16 protein-coding genes are annotated in these 17,140 nt (G+C 60.7%); 1 reads left to right on the top strand and 15 read right to left on the bottom strand.

Annotated elements, in window-relative coordinates:
* Positions 1-82: 82 nt before the first annotated feature.
* The 14 genes from NKI18_RS06780 to NKI18_RS06715 all read right to left on the bottom strand — a co-directional run bounded on the left by NKI18_RS06780 (position 83) and on the right by NKI18_RS06715 (position 14,898).
* Positions 83-1,810 carry an ABC transporter substrate-binding protein gene (locus NKI18_RS06780; RefSeq protein ID WP_352471681.1) on the bottom strand — a complete coding sequence of 576 codons (1,728 nt, stop codon included), beginning with the start codon at positions 1,808-1,810 and terminating at the stop codon, positions 83-85.
* Positions 1,811-1,888: 78 nt separating this feature from the next.
* Positions 1,889-2,155, bottom strand: coding sequence for a DUF2160 domain-containing protein (locus tag NKI18_RS06775; protein WP_031211283.1), 267 nt, complete (start codon positions 2,153-2,155; stop codon positions 1,889-1,891).
* 173 nt (positions 2,156-2,328) lie between these two features.
* On the bottom strand, positions 2,329-3,243 hold the full coding sequence (locus NKI18_RS06770; RefSeq protein WP_352455723.1) for a carbohydrate ABC transporter permease: 915 nt from the start codon (positions 3,241-3,243) through the stop codon (positions 2,329-2,331).
* A 1-nt stretch (position 3,244) separates the two neighbouring features.
* The gene (locus tag NKI18_RS06765) at positions 3,245-4,111 is read right to left on the bottom strand and encodes a carbohydrate ABC transporter permease (RefSeq protein WP_023674893.1); all 867 of its coding nucleotides are present in this window, start codon (positions 4,109-4,111) and stop codon (positions 3,245-3,247) included.
* Position 4,112: 1 nt separating this feature from the next.
* Positions 4,113-5,180 (bottom strand): ABC transporter ATP-binding protein, encoded by a 1,068-nt coding sequence (locus tag NKI18_RS06760; protein ID WP_352455722.1) that lies wholly within the window; start codon positions 5,178-5,180, stop codon positions 4,113-4,115.
* 9 nt (positions 5,181-5,189) lie between these two features.
* Positions 5,190-6,269, bottom strand: coding sequence for an ABC transporter ATP-binding protein (locus NKI18_RS06755; protein WP_352575008.1), 1,080 nt, complete (start codon positions 6,267-6,269; stop codon positions 5,190-5,192).
* Between the two features lie 39 nt (positions 6,270-6,308).
* On the bottom strand, positions 6,309-7,835 hold the full coding sequence (glpD, locus tag NKI18_RS06750; protein ID WP_352620069.1) for a glycerol-3-phosphate dehydrogenase: 1,527 nt from the start codon (positions 7,833-7,835) through the stop codon (positions 6,309-6,311).
* Between the two features lie 125 nt (positions 7,836-7,960).
* Positions 7,961-8,728, bottom strand: coding sequence for a DeoR/GlpR family DNA-binding transcription regulator (locus NKI18_RS06745; RefSeq protein WP_023674889.1), 768 nt, complete (start codon positions 8,726-8,728; stop codon positions 7,961-7,963).
* A gap of 128 nt (positions 8,729-8,856) precedes the next feature.
* The gene (locus tag NKI18_RS06740; protein WP_352455719.1) at positions 8,857-10,269 is read right to left on the bottom strand and encodes a pyridoxal phosphate-dependent decarboxylase family protein; all 1,413 of its coding nucleotides are present in this window, start codon (positions 10,267-10,269) and stop codon (positions 8,857-8,859) included.
* Between the two features lie 61 nt (positions 10,270-10,330).
* Positions 10,331-11,062: a proteasome-type protease gene (locus NKI18_RS06735; protein WP_254817354.1), complete on the bottom strand. Its 732-nt coding sequence runs from the start codon at positions 11,060-11,062 to the stop codon at positions 10,331-10,333.
* A 31-nt stretch (positions 11,063-11,093) separates the two neighbouring features.
* Complete coding sequence (locus tag NKI18_RS06730; protein WP_352620070.1) at positions 11,094-11,888, bottom strand: transglutaminase family protein; 795 nt, start codon at positions 11,886-11,888, stop codon at positions 11,094-11,096.
* A 61-nt stretch (positions 11,889-11,949) separates the two neighbouring features.
* Positions 11,950-12,891 carry an alpha-E domain-containing protein gene (locus tag NKI18_RS06725; RefSeq protein ID WP_352593481.1) on the bottom strand — a complete coding sequence of 314 codons (942 nt, stop codon included), beginning with the start codon at positions 12,889-12,891 and terminating at the stop codon, positions 11,950-11,952.
* Between the two features lie 185 nt (positions 12,892-13,076).
* The gene (locus NKI18_RS06720; RefSeq protein ID WP_023674884.1) at positions 13,077-14,489 is read right to left on the bottom strand and encodes a circularly permuted type 2 ATP-grasp protein; all 1,413 of its coding nucleotides are present in this window, start codon (positions 14,487-14,489) and stop codon (positions 13,077-13,079) included.
* 172 nt (positions 14,490-14,661) lie between these two features.
* The gene (locus NKI18_RS06715; RefSeq protein WP_023674883.1) at positions 14,662-14,898 is read right to left on the bottom strand and encodes an Lrp/AsnC ligand binding domain-containing protein; all 237 of its coding nucleotides are present in this window, start codon (positions 14,896-14,898) and stop codon (positions 14,662-14,664) included.
* A gap of 241 nt (positions 14,899-15,139) precedes the next feature.
* Here NKI18_RS06715 and NKI18_RS06710 point away from each other — a divergent pair, with 241 nt between their 5' ends.
* Entirely contained in the window at positions 15,140-15,559 is a 420-nt protein-coding gene (locus NKI18_RS06710; RefSeq protein WP_352455762.1) for a DUF4864 domain-containing protein, read from the top strand.
* A 9-nt stretch (positions 15,560-15,568) separates the two neighbouring features.
* Here NKI18_RS06710 and NKI18_RS06705 read toward each other — a convergent pair whose 3' ends face one another.
* On the bottom strand, positions 15,569-16,948 hold the full coding sequence (locus tag NKI18_RS06705) for a glycosyltransferase family protein (protein WP_352455716.1): 1,380 nt from the start codon (positions 16,946-16,948) through the stop codon (positions 15,569-15,571).
* Positions 16,949-17,140 lie beyond the last annotated feature (192 nt).

Here is a 17,140-nt window from a genome sequence, read left to right as displayed (position 1 = left end):
GTTCACGCAAACAGGGGAGACGGCAACATGCCGCCTCCCCTGAGCATGGCGATGCGGGCGCGGACGCCCGCATCAAACGGTCCTATTGCTGCCAGCTCTTCACCAGCTCGTCGTAGTTGATGGTGACCGGCTTTTCCTTCTCGTTCTCGATCTTGAGCTGAGGAGCGAGATTGCCCTTCTTGACCGCGTCCGCATTCCAGTAGGCGAGGTCATGCTCTTCGGCCATCTTCGGGCCAATATCGCCCTGGACGCCCGACTTCTCGATGCGGCTCATCACCTTTTCCTGCTCGGCGCAGAGCGAGTCCATCGCTTCCTGCGCGCTCTTGGCACCCGACGAGGCATCGCCGATCGCCTGCCACCAGAGCTGCGCCAGCTTCGGATAATCCGGCACGTTGGTGCCGGTCGGCGACCACTGGACGCGCGCCGGCGAGCGGTAGAACTCGATCAAGCCGCCGAGCTTTGGCGCACGTTCGGTGAAGCTCTTGTCGTGGATCGTGCTCTCGCGGATGAAGGTCAGACCGACATGGCTCTTCTTCACGTCGACCGTCTTCGAGGTGACGAACTGCGCGTAGAGCCAGGCGGCCTTGGCGCGGTCGGTCGGCGTCGACTTCATCAGCGTCCAGGAACCGACGTCCTGATAGCCAAGCTTCATGCCGTCCTTCCAGTAGACGCCATGCGGCGACGGCGCCATGCGCCACTTCGGCGTGCCGTCGTCGTTCAGCACCGCCTTGGCGCTGGCGTCGACCATGCTAGCGGTGAAGGCGGTATACCAGAAGATCTGCTGGGCAACCGCGCCCTGCGCCGGCACCGGCCCCGATTCGGAGAAGGTCATGCCTTGGGCTTCCGCCGGTGCATAGGCCTTCAGCCAATCGAGGTACTTCTGGATGGCGTAGACGGAAGCCGGGCCATTGGTGTCGCCGCCGCGCGCCGTGCAGGAACCGACCGGACGCGAATTCTCGTCGACCTTGATGCCCCATTCGTCGACGGGCAGACCGTTCGGAATGCCCTTGTCGCCATTGCCGGCCATCGACAGCCAGGCGTCGGTGAACCGCCAGCCGAGCGACGGGTCCTTCTTGCCATAATCCATATGGCCGTAGACCTTCTTGCCATCGATCTCACGCCCGGTGAAGAACTCGGCGATGTCCTCATAGGCCGACCAATTGACCGGCACGCCGAGGTCGTAGCCGTATTTGGCCTTGAAGTCCGCCTTGTTCTTCTCGTCGTTGAACCAGTCGTACCGGAACCAGTAGAGGTTCGCGAACTGCTGGTCGGGAAGCTGGTAGAGCTTCTTGTCGGGCGCGGTGGTGAACGAAGTGCCGATGAAATCCTTCAGGTCGAGATTCGGGTTGGTGACATCCTTGCCGTCGCCTGCCATCCAGTCGGTCAGGTTGCGCACCTGCTGGTAGCGCCAGTGCGTGCCGATCAGATCGGAATCGTTGACCCAGCCGTCATAGAGGTTCTGGCCGGTCTGCATCTGGGTCTGGATCTTCTCGACGACGTCGCCTTCCTGGATGACGTCATGCGTAACCTTGATGCCGGTGATGGCCGTAAAGGCCGGCGCCAGCACCTGCGATTCATACTGATGCGTGGCGATGGTTTCGGAAACCACCTTGATATCCATGCCGGCGAAAGGTTTCGCGGCATCGATGAACCATTGCATCTCGGCTTCCTGGTCGGCGCGCGAAAGCGTCGAAAGGGGCCCGATTTCCTTATCGAGGAAGGCCTTGGCCTCGTCCATTCCGGCATAGGCATTGCTTGCCCCGAGCAACAGGACAAGCGCAGTTGTTGATGTCAAGAATTGCCGTCGCATGTATTTCCTCCACTGTTAAAGTTCAAAGTGCGATCTGGATCGGCGGCCGGCACGCCGCCGTTCCAACAGTTTCCCCCTCTATACGTAGCGGAACACGCCGACGGCGTAGACCACGGAGAGAGCGAGAGCCCACCACAGATTGGGTCCGACTAGACCCAGCCAAGCGAGATGGATAAAGGCGCTGCCAAGCAGCGACAGGAACAGGCGGTCGCCACGCGTCGTTTCGAACCGCAGCACGCCGACGCGCGGATTGCCGCCCGGCGAGACGTATTCCCACGCCGCCATGCCGCAAAGCAGCAGAAAGATGGTTCCAAAGAAGGCCGCGGTCGGCCACGTCCAGGCCATCCACGAAAAATCGAGGTTGGACGAGAGGTTAAATCCCCACAGGCGGATATTGGCCGGATCGCTGAAGCCCACCGTTATTGCCACGAAATCGATTTGAAGTGCCACCCAGGCCACGACGACCAGGGCGAGAAGCAGCACGGCCCACCACCATGGGCTTCTGTCGACCTGCTCCATCATACCCTCCCCAGGGCAAAGCCCTTGGCGATGTAGTTGCGCACAAACCAGATGACGAGCGCGCCGGGAATCAGCGTCAGCACGCCGGCTGCGGCGAGCAGCCCCCAATCCATGCCGGCGGCCGAAACGGTGCGGGTCATGGTCGCGGCGATCGGCTTGGCATCGGTTGTCGTCAGCGTACGGGCGATCAAGAGCTCCACCCACGAGAACATGAAGCAGAAGAAGCACGCCACGCCGATGCCGCTCGCAATCAGCGGCATGAAGATCTTGATGAAGAAGCGTGGGAACGAATAGCCGTCAATATAGGCGGTCTCGTCGATCTCCTTGGGTACGCCCGACATGAAGCCTTCGAGGATCCACACCGCCAGCGGCACGTTGAACAGGCAATGCGCCAGAGCCACGGCGATGTGGGTGTCGATAAGGCCGAAGGCCGAATAAAGCTGGAAGAATGGCAGCGCGAACACCGCCGGCGGCGCCATACGGTTGGTCAGCAGCCAGAAGAACAGATGCTTGTCGCCGAGGAAGCGATAGCGCGAAAAGGCATAGGCAGCAGGCAGTGCCGCAGCCACCGAAATCACCATGTTCATAACCACATAGGTGATCGAGTTGATGTAGCCAGAGTACCAGGACGCGTCGGTGAAGATGGTGCGGTAATTCGCCAATGTCGGTGCGTGCGGGTAGAGCGTCAGCGACGAGACGATCTCGCCATTGGTCTTGAAGCTCATATTGATGAGCCAGTAGATCGGCAAAAGCAGAACGATGATGTAGAGCGTCGGCACGATCCACCACCAGCGCGACTCCTCGCCGCGACGGCGCATCAGCCGTGCGATCTCGTCCTGCCGTAGCGGGCTGGCAAGCCCTTCCGAAGCTGTCGTCTCGCTCACTCTGTCGGCTCTTTCGTCAGCGCGGCTCATCTCAGCGCTCCGCGTCGTAATTGGTCATCACGGTGTAGAACACCCATGACAACAACAGGACGATAAGGAAGTAGACCAGCGACATCGCCGCCGCCGGGCCGAGGTCGAACTGGCCGAGCGCCGTCTTGACGAGATCGATCGAAAGAAAGGTCGTCGAGTTGCCGGGTCCGCCGCCGGTCACCACGAACGGTTCGGTGTAGATCATGAAGCTATCCATAAAGCGCAGCAGCACGGCGATCAGCAGCACGCGGTTCATCTTCGGCAGCTGGATGTAACGGAACACCGCCCAGCGCGAGGCACCGTCGATCTTGGCCGCCTGATAAAAGGCATCCGGGATCGAGACCAGGCCGGCATAGCAGAGCAGAACGACGAGGCTGGTCCAATGCCAGACGTCCATGATGATGACCGTGACCCAGGCGTCATATGGGTCTTGCACATAATTATAGTCGATGCCGAGCGCGTTGACGTAATAGCCGAGCAGGCCAATGTCGTTGCGCCCGAACACCTGCCAGATGGTGCCGACGACGTTCCACGGGATCAGCAGCGGCAACGCCATCAAAACAAGGCAAACAGGCACGCCCCAACCCTTCTTCGGCATATTGAGCGCAATGAAGATGCCGAGCGGCACTTCGATCGCCAGGATGATGAAGGAGAAGACAAGGTTGCGGATCATCGCCTGCCAGAAGCGGCTGGAGGAAAGCAGTTCCTCGAACCATTCCGTGCCGGCCCAGAAGAAGACGTTATTGCCGAAAGTGTCCTGCACCGAATAATTGACGACCGTCATCAGCGGTATGACCGCCGAGAACGCCACCAGCAGCAGCACCGGCAGCACCAGGAACCAGGCTCTGTTGTTCCAGGTCTTTTCCACTTCAGGCTCCCATCTCGACGCGCCAGGAATCGGCATAGATGTTGATGCCGGCCGGGTCGAACCGCACCTTCGGATCAGCCGGAACTGTCTCGTCCTCGCCGATGACGGCGGCGATCTCGCGTCCTTCGAGATTGGCACGGACCACCTTGTGGCGGCCGACGTCCTCGACCTTGCTGACCCGGACGGCCATGCCCTGGCTGCCCAGGCGCACATATTCGGGACGGATGCCGAGCTCGATGGCGCCGCCGCCCGCCTTGGGCACGCCCGGCAGTTCGATCTGCTGCGAGCCCAGCTTCGCTGTCTTGCCGTCGATCGCCACCGGCATGACATTCATGCCGGGCGAGCCGATGAAATAGCCGACAAAGGTGTGGCGCGGGCGCTCGAACAGCTCCGCCGGTGTGCCGATCTGCACGATTTCGCCGTCATACATGACGACCACCCTGTCGGCGAAGGTCAAGGCCTCGGTCTGGTCGTGCGTGACATAGACCATGGTGTAGCCGAAGCGGCGGTGAAGCTGCTTCAACTGCGAGCGCAGCACCCATTTCATATGCGGGTCGATGACGGTCAAAGGCTCGTCGAACAGGATGGCATTGACGTCGGAGCGCACCAGCCCGCGTCCGAGCGAGATTTTCTGCTTCTGGTCGGCGGTCAGTCCGCGCGCCTTTCGTTTGGCCATATCGGCCAGCCCGGTCATCTCCAGCGTCTCGCGCACCTTGCGGTCGACGTCGGCCTCCGGCACGCCGCGATTGCGCAGCGGGAACGCCAGATTGTCGTAGACGGTCATCGTGTCGTAGATCACCGGGAACTGGAAGACCTGGGCAATGTTGCGCTCTTGGGTCGACAGATTGGTCACGTCCCTGCCGTTGAACAGCAGCTGGCCATGCGAGGGATGCAGCAATCCCGAAATGATGTTGAGCAGCGTGGTCTTGCCGCAGCCGGATGGGCCGAGCAGCGCATAAGCGCCGCCATCCTCGAACGTGTGGTGCACTTCCTTCAGCGCGAAATCGGCATCCGTGCGCGGGTTCTGCAGATAGGAGTGGCGGATATGATTGACATCGATGCGCGCCATCGCTTCCTCCTAAGCCGCCAGCTTCGGCGCGGCCACGGCGCGGCCGTGCTCGTCGAAGACCATGATGTGGCGCGGGTCGATGAACACCTCGACCTCCTCGTCCGGCTCGAAGTCGCGAATGCCGTGGGTCAGCATGACCCAGCGCGCATCGGCAAAATCGAGATGGATGAAGCTTTCCGATCCGGTGATCTCAGTGATCGTCACCTTTGCGCGCACCGGCACTGCGGCGGCGTTGGGCCGTTCGAGGGACAGATGATGCGGCTGGAAGCCGATCGTATAGATCGCATCGGCAATGCCGAAGAGTTCCGCCGGCACCGGCAATTTCACGCCGCCCTCGAGCAGGAAATCCAGGCCCTTCTTGGCAAGCACGATGGTGTTGAGCGGCGGATCGGCGAAGGTTCTCGCCGTCACCAGATCGACCGGTTTGCGGAACACTTCGATGGTCGGCCCGAACTGGGTGATGCTGCCCTCGGAAAGCGTTGCCGTGTTGCCGCCGAGCAGCAAGGCCTCGTGCGGCTCGGTCGTGGCATAAACAAAGATTGTACCGGCGGCCGCGAAGACTTTCGGCAGTTCCGCGCGTAATTCTTCACGCAGCTTGTAGTCGAGATTGGCGAGCGGCTCGTCGAGCAGCACGAGGCTGGCATTCTTGACGATGGCGCGGGCCAGCGCGGTGCGCTGCTGCTGGCCGCCCGACAGACTGAGAGGCGTCCGGTCGAGATAGGGCGTTAGTTTGAGAAGGGCGGCGGCATTGCGCACCTCCCTGTCGATCGTTGCCTGATCCGTGCCGGCCACCCGCAGCGGTGAGGCGATGTTTTCGTAGACCGTCATCGCCGGATAATTGATGAATTGCTGGTAGACCATGGCGACGTTGCGCCTTTGCACCGGCATGCCGGTGACATCCTTGCCATCGAACCAGACCGAGCCCGAGGTCGGCACGTCGAGGCCCGCCATCAGCCGCATCAGGCTGGTCTTGCCGGAGAGCGTCGGCCCGAGCAGGACGTTGAGCGAGCCGTGCTGAAGCGTCAGCGAGACGTCGCGGATATGTTCCGCCGCACCCACCGTCTTCGTCACGTTTCTCAGTTCAAGCATGATGCCTCCTCCCAGGCTTTCTGCATCAGTCGGCCGTTCCTATTCGGCAGCCGCTACGTGCTGCCGGCTTATTCCGCGCATGAACTCGTCGAGCACTGCCGCCTGCTCACGGCTGAGACGCAGGCCGCGCTTGGTCCGGCGCCACAATACATCCTCGGCAGTCATCGCCCATTCGTTTTCGACGAGGTAGCGCACCTCGGCTTCGTAGAGATCGGCGCCGAAGTTGCGGCCAAGATCGACGTTCGACTTGGCGAGGCCCAGCAGCTTCCTTGCGCGGGTGCCGTAGAGCCGGGTCAACCGGCGGGCCAGCCGGGCGTCGAGGAACGGGTACGCCGTTTTCAGTTTCGCCACCTCGGCATCGAAGCCGGTGACGGGAAAGTCACCGCCGGGCAGCGGCGCGTTTGCCGTCCATGGTTTGCCGCGCTTGCCGAGAAAACCCTCGATCTTCTCGAGCATCGATTCCGACAATCGGCGGTAGGTCGTGATCTTGCCGCCAAAGGCGTTGACGATCGGGGCGGCACCCTCGCCTCCATCGGCCTTCAGCACATAGTCTCGGGTGGCTTCCTGCGCCTTTGAGGCGCCATCGTCGTAGAGCGGTCGCACCGCGGAATAGGTCCAGACGATATCCGACGGCTTGACCGGCTGCGCGAAATATTCGCTTGCCGCAGCGCAGAGATAGTCGATCTCGGCGTCATTGATCCTGACGTTGTGCGGATCGCCGGGATAGTCACGGTCGGTGGTGCCGATGAGCGTGAATTCGTCCTCGTAAGGAATGGCGAAAATGATGCGCCCGTCCTTGTTCTGAAAGAAATAGGCGCGTGGGTCGTCGAATTTCTTGCCCACGACGATATGGCTGCCTTGTACGAGGCGGACATTGTGCACGTCGTTCAAGCCGACGGTGGCCGACAGCACCTGATCGACCCACGGGCCGGCGGCATTGACCAGCAGCCGCGCCTTGACCTCCTCGGTATGGCCGGTCCGCACATTTTCAAGCCTGACCGTCCAGAGATTGCCTTCGCGGCGTGCGCTGACGACCTTTGTTCGGGTTCGAATGGTTGCGCCGCGCTCGGCAGCGTCGCGGGCGTTCAACACAACCAGCCGGGCATCGTTGACCCAACTGTCCGAATATTCGAACGCCTTTCGAAACAGCGGTTTCAGCGGCTTGCCGGCCGGATCCTTGGCCATGTCCAGCGTTTTCGTCGGCGGCAGCAATTTGCGCCCGCCAATATGGTCGTAGAGGAAAAGCCCGAGCCGGATGAGCCAGGCCGGACGCAGTCCCTTGGCGTATGGCAGCACGAAGCGCATCGGCCAGATGATATGCGGCGCGTTCCTCCACAGGACCTCGCGTTCCATCAGCGCTTCGCGCACCAGACGGAATTCGTAGAATTCGAGATAGCGCAAGCCGCCGTGGATCAGTTTGGTCGAGCCGGAAGAGGTCCCGCTGGCCAGATCGTTCATCTCGGCAAGAAAAACCGAAAAGCCACGTCCAACGGCATCGCGGGCGATGCCGCAGCCATTGATGCCGCCACCGATGACGAAAATGTCATGAATCGGTGATGCGCTCAAAGAATCCTCCCTCGATTTCGCATTGCAGCATTTTTGGGTTCTTGCGAAACCGTAGAGGAATTATTTCGAAATGATAACGAATGTCAAACGAAATATGATAGGCGGAAGATGCCGCTACGGCATCTCTAGGAGAGCGACGTTTCGATCAGCTGAACTTCTGCCTCCTGGCAGATCTTACGCACCGACGGGATGTCGCAACGATCGGTGATAAAGGTGTTGACCTGCGACAGATGGCCGATGCGGACGGGCGCGGTGCGCTCGAATTTGGTCTGGTCCGACACCAGGATCACATGTCGGGCGTTGGCGATGATCGCCTGAGCCACCTTCACCTCGCGAAAATCGAAGTCGAGCAGTGCGCCGTCATGGTCGATGGCCGAGGCGCCGATCACCGCAAAATCGACCTTGAACTGCCTGATGAAATCGACCGCGGCCTCGCCGACCACACCGCCGTCGGAACCGCGCACGACACCGCCGGCGATCACCACCTCGATCGAAGGATATATGCGCATCCTGTTGGCAACATTGATGTTATTGGTGATGACCATCAGGCCGCTGTGATCGAGCAGCGACTTGCTGACAGCTTCCGTCGTTGTCCCGATATTGATGAACAGAGACGCGTTGTCGGGGATCAGCCGGGCTGCTGCGCGGCCGATCGCCTCCTTCTCCTCGGCGGCGATCTTGCGCCGAGCCTCATATTCCATGTTCTCGATGCCGGAGGGGAACAATGCCCCGCCATGGATGCGGGACAAAAGCCGCTGGTCGCAGAGATCGTTGAGATCCTTGCGGATCGTCTGCGGCGTCACGTTGAAATGCGTCGCCAGCTCCTCGACCAGTACGCGGCCATGGTCCTTGGCCATCTGGATGATTTCGGAATGACGCGGCGACAGATACATCTAGCAACCTCTCATTTTCGTTTTTCTCGTCTATAGCTGAAAACGAAAGCCATGAACAGCTATGGGCCGGCTAATGAAAATCGGGCGACTGCAGAGAGAAAAGCTCCGGCGCAATCTCGACGAGGGTATCAACTCAGCCCCCGCGCGATCTCAGTGATGACCTCGAAAGCAGTATCGACGTCCGCCGCAGTCGTTTCGAACTGCCCGACCTGAAAGCGGATCGCCACCTGCCCGTCCACCCGGGTCTGCGTCAGGTAAATGCGGCCGTCATCGTTGATCGCGCTGACCAACCGCAAATTGCGCTCGTCAGAGTCGATGGCCGCAGCCGCGAGATGGCGGAATGAGAATAGCGACAGCATCGGTTCCGTGACGATCTCGAAATCCGGTTCCCGAGCCAGCCGCGCGGCGAGGCTCTCGCTCCAGGCGACATGGTTGCGGATCATGGTCCGCAGATTTTCCAAGCCATGCGCACGCAGCAGGAACCAAAGTTTCAGCGCGCGGAATCTTCGGCCGAGCGGCACCGACCATTCGGAGTAGTTGATGACCCCGTCGCGGCCATGCGTCTTGAGGAATTCGGGCTTGATCGCCAGCGTGCGGACCAGGTCTTCCGGCTGGCGGATGAACTGCATCGAGCAATCGAACTGTGCCCCCAACCATTTATGCGGGTTGAAGACGATGGAATCGGCATTTTCGGCGCCGGTCCAGAAATGCCGGAACTCGGGGCAGATCATGGCGGAGCCGGCCCATGCGGCATCGACATGCAGGTAGAGCCCGTGCCGCTTCGCCACCTCGGCAACAGCCGCCACATTGTCGGTGCCGCCGGTACTTGTGCCGCCGACGCTGGCGATGATGCCCGCCGGCAGCATGCCGTTTTCGCGGTCGGTAACGATCGCGGCTTCCAGAGCCGCCGTCTGCATGGCGCGGAAGCGTCCGGCGACCGGAATGCGCACGAGGTTCGCCTCGCCGATGCCCGACACCCAGATCGCCCGGTCGATAGAAGTATGGACTTGGTCGGAAGAATAGATCCGCACGACCGGCTGCCCCTGCAAGCCGTTCTTGTTGCCTTGCCAGTCGAGCGCGCGCTCGCGCATGGTCAGCACGGCGGCAAGCGTCGCCGACGAAGCCGAATCCTGCATGACGCCGGAGAATCCCTCCGGCAAACCAAGCGCCTGCCGCATCCAGTCGACGACACGCGTCTCGAGCTCGGTTGCCGCCGGCGAGGTCTGCCAGAGCATGCATTGCGCGGCCATCGCGGAAACCAGATACTCGGCCACGACGGAGACCGGTGCCGCATTGGCCGGGAAATAGGCGAAGAAACGCGGATGCTGCCAGTGCGTCATGCCAGGCAGGATCTTTTGTTCGAAATCGGCGAAGATTGCCTGCATCGTTTCACCGTCTTCCGGCGGCGCGGCATCGACGCTTTTGAAGATTTCGCCCGGCTCGACAAGCGGCCGCACCGGTCTCTCGCGAAGGCTGTTTCTGTAGTCGACGCCCCATTCAGCCGCTCGCAGCGACCACTCGCGGAATTCGTTGCTATTCATCTTCTTCGCCTCCGTGGCGCCTCATCGAGCCGCGATCAAAGAGCACGAAAAACGAAGGTTTTCATTCGGGAAAATCAGGCAGACTGGCAAAGGCGGTCTTCAGCGCATTCGACCAGCTATCCGAGATCGTACGATAATATTGATCGTCCTGGGTTATTCGCTTTTTGAGGCCGACCTTGAACGTGTCCTTTTCATAGAACAGCAGGTCGAGCGGCAGGCCGACCGACAGGTTCGACTTCAGCGTCGAGTCGAACGACACCAGCAGCAACTTCACCGTCTCGGCGAAACTCATCGTCCTTTCATAAGCGCGGATAATGATAGGCTTGCCGTATTTGGTCTCACCGATCTGGAAGAACGGCGTGTCGTCGGTCGATTCGATGAAATTGCCTTCCGGATAGATCATGAACAGGCGCGGCGCGCTGCCCTTGATCTGACCGCCGAGGATGAAGGAGGCGTTGAAGTAGGAATCCGCCTTTTCGCCCGCCGGCGATGAACTGGCGATGACCTCCTTGACGGTGTCTCCGACCAACCGGACTGTCTGGTACATGGAGGGCGTTTCGAGCAGTGTGGCACGGCGCTCCGCCACTGCCTTGGTGCGTTCGTCGAGCAGGCTGACCACGGCCTGCGTCGTCGCCAGATTGCCGGCCGACATCAAAACGATGACGCGCTCGCCCGGCTCTTCCCAGACATGCATCTTCCTGAAGGTCGAGATCGAATCCATGCCGGCGTTGGTGCGCGTGTCCGACATGAACACGAGCCCGCGATCGATCTTCAAGCCGACGCAATAGGTCATCGAATCTCTTTGGCAACAATCTTGCCGGGGATTACTGCTCCACGGTGACGGTGACCGCAAGCTGTTCTTCCGCCTGTCCCAGCCGAATTCCAGATACCGGCATGGCGTCGCGATAATCGCGGCCGGTCGCCACCTTCACATAACGCTCGTCCGGAGAAATGCCGTTGGCGACATCGAAGGCGACCCAGCCGAGGCCCGAGACATGCGCCTCGGCCCAGGCGTGGCTTGCCACCTGCTCGATGGCCGCATCCATCATCAGGTAGCCGCTGATATAGCGGGCCGGAAAATCCATGGCACGCGCCGCGGCAACGAAGATGTGGCTGTGGTCCTGGCAAACGCCGGTCTTGAGCGCCAGGGCCTCTTCGGCCGGCGTCGTCACGTTGGTGGTGTCCGGCGTATAAGCGACGCGCTCGCCGATCACCGCCATCAACCGGTGCAGCCTTTCGATGTCGGTACCCTTGCCGACCGAGGCAGCAAGCTCGCGAATGCCGCTGCCGATCGTCGTCAGCGGCGTTTCCTGGCCGAACAGCCAGAGCGGCGCGAAACCCTGGTGCGGTCCGCAGACGCCAGCGGTGTCGCGCGTCACCACTTCGCCGGCTGCTTCGACGGTGATGAAGTCGCGCTCGCCCTCGACGCTCAACAGCCGGGTATCATTGCCGAAATGGTCGGTGAAGCGCACTTCCTCGCGTGCGCCTTCGATCTTCAGCGCCCAGGACAGTACCGTCTGGGTGCGCCCGTTCACCGGGAGCAGCCGCAAACGCTGCAACAGATAGTGCACCGGCGCATCGTAGCGGTATTCGGTTCGGTGGGTGATCTTCAGCCGCATCGCTCTCGTCCCTGGAGCATGAGCTTTTCCGAAAACCGATCTCCGCTTTTTTGGATCATGCTCAATAGAACCTGTAATCCTGCGCGATCTCGTCGCCGAGCCTGGTGTTGTCGCGGATGAAATTGGCCAGGAATTCGTGCAGGCCGGCGTCGAAAATATCCTTGATCGACCCGGCCGTCAGCATGGCCTGAGTCTTGGAAGCCGTTGCATGACAGGCGTGGCGCTCCCCATAGTCGTCACCCAGGAATTTGAGATGCTCCGTCAGGAAGCGGTAGCAAAAGGTCAGCGAGCGCGGCATGCGGACGTTGAGGATCAGATAATCGGCGATGTTGCTCGGCTTGTAGTCGGCATCATAGACCCAGCGATAGGAACGGTGCGCCGACACCGAGCGCAGGATCGATTCCCACTGGTAGTTGTCGAGCGTCGAGCCGACCCAGGAGATCGACGGCAACAGCACGTAGTATTTCACATCCAGGATGCGCGCGGTGTTGTCGGCGCGTTCGACATACGTGCCGAGCTGCGAGAAATCGAAAATCTCGTTGCGCAGCATCGTGCCGTAGAACGAGCCGCGGATCAGCGCCGTCTCGCGCTTGATTGCGTCGAGCGCGTTGGGCAGGTCGCGCTCGTCGATCGGCTTGGCCAGCATCCGCTTCAGCGACATCCAGGCTTCGTTGATGCTTTCCCAGGTTTCACGCGTCAATGCCGTGCGCACCATGCGGGCATTGTTACGGGCCGTTTCGATAGACGACATCGTGCTCGACGGGTTCGATGTGTCGCGCAGCAGATAGTCGGCGACATTGGCGGCGGTGTAGTCGGAATATTTCTGCGTGAAGCTGGCGTCTGAACCGGCGCTGAGCAGCACCGAATTCCACTCCTCCGAAGCGTTCTGGGTACGAGTCAGCGCCATGCGCAGGCCGGCATCCACCAATCGCGCCATGTTTTCCGCCCGCTCGATGTAGCGGTTCATCCAGTAGAGCCCGTTGGCGGTGCGGCCGAGAAGCATGTCAGGCGGTCCTGTGGTGAATAGTGAAAGGTGAATGGTGAATGGTGACTATCCAGATTCCAGGGCACGATCCCGCGCGCTTCACTTCAGGGCATTTCACCAACATCAACGACCCATATCCTTACCTATTCACTATTCACTATTCACTATTCACTATTCACTATTCACTACTCGCTACTTCCACTCTAATCATCCAACACCCACGTATCCTTCGTGCCCCCGCCTTGCGAGGAATTGACGACCAGCGAGCCTTCCTTGAGCGCTACTCGGGTCAGCCCGCCGGGCACGATCTGGATACGGTCGGAAACCAGCACATAGGGGCGCAGATCGACATGGCGCGGCGCCAGCCCCTTGTCCGTCAGGATCGGACAGGTCGACAGCGCCAGCGTCGGCTGGGCGATGTAGTTCGACGGTTTTGCCGCGAGCTTTTTGGAAAACTCCTCGCATTCCTTCTTGGTCGCCGCCGGACCGACCAGCATGCCGTAACCGCCGGAGCCGTGGACTTCCTTGATCACCAATTCGTCGATGTGTTCGAGCACGTATTTCAGGCTGTCCGGCTCCGAGCAGCGCCAGGTCGGGATGTTGCCGAGCATCGCCTTGCGGCCGGTGTAGAATTCGACGATCTCGGGCATGTACGAATAGATCGCCTTGTCGTCGGCGATGCCGGTTCCCGGCGCATTGGCGATCGTGATGTTGCCGGCGCGGTAGACGTCCATAATGCCCGGCACGCCAAGTGCCGAGTCGGGGCGGAAGGTCAGCGGATCGAGGAACGAGTCGTCGACACGCCGGTAAAGCACGTCGATCTGCTTGTAGCCCTCGGTGGTGCGCATCGCGACATGGCCATCGACGACGCGCAGATCCTGCCCCTCGACAAGCTGCACGCCCATCTGGTCGGCAAGGAAAGCATGTTCGAAATAGGCTGAGTTGAAGCTGCCCGGCGTCAGCACGGCAATGGTCGGCGCGCCCTTGGTGCTTTGCGGCCGCACTGCCGCCAGCGACTGGCGCAAGAGCTGCGGGTAATTCTCAACCGGCCGCACCTTGATCTGCTGGAACAACTCGGGGAAGAGCTGCATCATCGTCTCGCGATTCTCCAGCATGTAGGAGACGCCGGACGGCGTGCGCGCGTTGTCCTCCAGCACGTAGAACTCGTTCTCGCTAATGCGTACGATGTCGACGCCGATAATGTGGGTATAGACGCCGGCCGGCGGCCGCACCCCGATCATCTCGGGCAGGAACGCCTCGTTCTTGGCGATCAACTCCTTCGGCACCCGGCCGGCGCGCAAGATCTCCTGGCGATGGTAGATGTCGTCGAGAAAGGCGTTCAGCGCCTGGACGCGCTGCTCGATGCCTTGCGTCAGCCGTCGCCATTCATTGCCCGAAATGATGCGCGGAACGATGTCGAAGGGTATCAGCCGCTCCGATGCTTCCTGCTCGCCGTAGACGGCGAAAGTGATGCCTGTCTTGCGAAAGACGCGTTCGGCGTCCTGCATCTTCTCGGTAAGTCTGGCCGGGTCCTGTTCCTTCAGCCAGCGATCGTAAGCCGAATACGGTTTTCTCAGCCCGGAAACTTCCGGAAGCATTTCATCGAACGCTGCCAATCGCATACTCCCCTGTGGCGCCATTTCACTGGCCTCGCTGGAGAAAATCAAGCGCAATCGGTGATTTGTTGGGCGCCGGCGATCAGTATATCGCACTTGCCTAAAATTAAGGCAGCACCAATAGGGCCTTGATCAGGCTTTGCCTGGTGTCCGGGCAGATGCCGGATGCGGATCAAAAAGCGCGAAAGGTGACGACCGTGAACGTGTCCTTGATGCCCGGGAGAATCTGCACTTTCTCGTTGACGAAGTGGCCGATGTCTTCCTCGTCGTCGACATAGAATTTGGCGAGCAGGTCGTAGTTTCCGGCTGTCGAGTAGATTTCCGAAGCAATCTCGGCATCGGCCAGGGCGCTGGCAACGTCGTAGGCCTTGCCCAGATCGCACTTTATCTGCACGAAAAATGCCTTCATTGCCTGGTCCTGCTCACATCGCACGCTCTAGGTATAATCGAGCGGCCCTTGTGGCAGACTGCCGTTCGCCTTTCAAGCATCGGCAATCGCTCAGGCTGTTCTCGCCTCGACAATGCTTCTCGGCTCGGACACGGACTGCCACGCCGAATGTTTGCGCTCGGCTGAAACCCTGAAGCACTGCAAAGCGTATGGTATCATGTACCTTCAGGCAGCGATTTCTCAGGGACAACGGAGACAGGCCATGCGCCGCGCGTTTTTCGCATTCGCAGTCGTTCCATTCATTTTCGCATCCCAGGCCTTTGCTGGCGACGCCGAAGTCAAAGCGGCGCAGACGGTCATCGATGGGCAGTTGAGGGCCTTCATCGCCAATGACGGAATGACGGCCTACAGCTTTGCCGCACCGAATGTGAAACGCATCTTTCCGACCGTCGATACCTTCATGAACATGGTGACAAAAGGCTATCCGCCGGTGCGCCAACCGCAGACCTACTCCTTCGGCAAGGTTCGCGAGACGAGCCCGACGTCGATCATCCAGCAAGTGCTGATCGTCGGCCCGGATGGCAAGGACTACGAGGCGGTCTACACGCTCGAACTACAGCCTGACGGCAGCTTTCGGATCACCGGCTGCAGCCTGCGTGCGTCCACGTCGCTCAGCACCTAAAGGGGTGTTTCAATCCTGTCGCCGGTAGAGCGTCCAGCTCAGGCCTGAAAACCCCCAATGCCTCGACGCATCGGCCCGTTCATACGCCAGACCGCATGCGGCCGTCGGTTCGACATGTTCGGCTTGGTTGTCCACGTCCCCCTCGAGGACCAGCCAGGTGGGCCGTTCGGTGCACATCCCGTCGTCTGGAACCAGCAATGCCCGACGATCCATTCGCGCCGCAAAATAGTTGACGACAATGGGGGTGCGGAAATTACCGTCGCTGGCATAGGTGGTTGCGCCGTTCCTGGTCATTTCATCAACGATAGCGGCGTAGGAGCCGCGTCCATATTGATAGAACTGAAGCAGCGACGAAATGCTTCCAGTCACCACGATCGCCAGCGCTCCCATCGCAAGTAGCCTTGCAGTCCCGCGAGCATCCAGGCCGCGGCCAATCATCTCGCCGGCCCACAGCAGCAGCAATGTTCCGCTGATGATGAAATAGCGTGGGAACTCGAGGTTGGGCAGATGCGCCGCCGCCATGAGCAAAGGCAGTCCGATAATCCCGATGGCATAAAGGCTGGCTCGACGACCGCGCCAGACACCGGCGGAGAGGCCGACAAGACCGCAGGCGGCAACGATGTAGGGCCTGTCGCCGAACCAGGGTGGCAGCCCGAACAGAGAGCGGATCATCCCGCCATAGCCCTGCGCGAAGGCGGCAATCGAGAACGGCGAAACACCACCGACACTGAAGCCGAACAGCCTGCAGCCGACAAACACGCCGACAGCCAGCGGCAGCACGGCAAGCAAGCCCGGCAGGAAGATCGACGCCAGGTCCGCAACGACACGGCCGACCTTCGCCGTACGCTGCCAGGCGAGCCAGGCGGTCCATATTGCGAGGACCGCCACCAATCCGATCATGGTGAGGTGGCACAGGAAGCCGAAAAGGATCGCCGCTGCCAAGGCCACGCCAGACCACCGTCTACTGTCGAGCCGGCGCTCCAGAAAAACGACCGACAGCAGCGTGAACAGCACAAGGCCGGCATAGCCGCGCGCCTCCGAGCCGTAATGGATCATTGGGTAGCTCACGGCAAATAACAGGCTTGTGGCAATCATCGCCTGTCGTCCGCGCGATGCGGCGCTCGCTGCCGCCGCACCGATCGTGGCAACACCTAATGCTATCGACAGACCTCGCTGGATCAGCGGCGAAGCATCGGGGCCAATGAGATAGAGATAGACCGAGTTGAGGAAATGATTGTTGTCGTGATTGACGCGCCAGAATATCTGGTCGATCGAGGTAAGCGGCTCGATCAGCGCAAAGCTCCAGATCTCGTCCAGCCAAAGGTCGCCGCGCGCGCCAAGCAAGCGCAAGACCAGGCCGGTCACTGCGATCGCCAGAATGGCAAGCAACGACCCAGCCGTCCATCGCTGAACCGCGATGGGGGTCGAAGGCGAAGGCTCGGCGATGCCGTTCGTCCGCACCGTCGTGCCAAGAACTGAAACTTGCCCCGAAACGAACAGGTTCTTGATCCTCGCCCGATGTCGTCCGGCAATGCTTATTAGGCAGTCGTTTCAAAACAGTTCATGGCAGGGGCAACTCCT

Source organism: Mesorhizobium sp. M0800, assembly GCF_040320095.1.
Classification (GTDB): Bacteria; Pseudomonadota; Alphaproteobacteria; order Rhizobiales; family Rhizobiaceae; genus Mesorhizobium.
The sequence above is the reverse complement of the archived record's forward strand: the minus strand, read 5'-3'. Positions and strand labels throughout refer to the sequence as shown.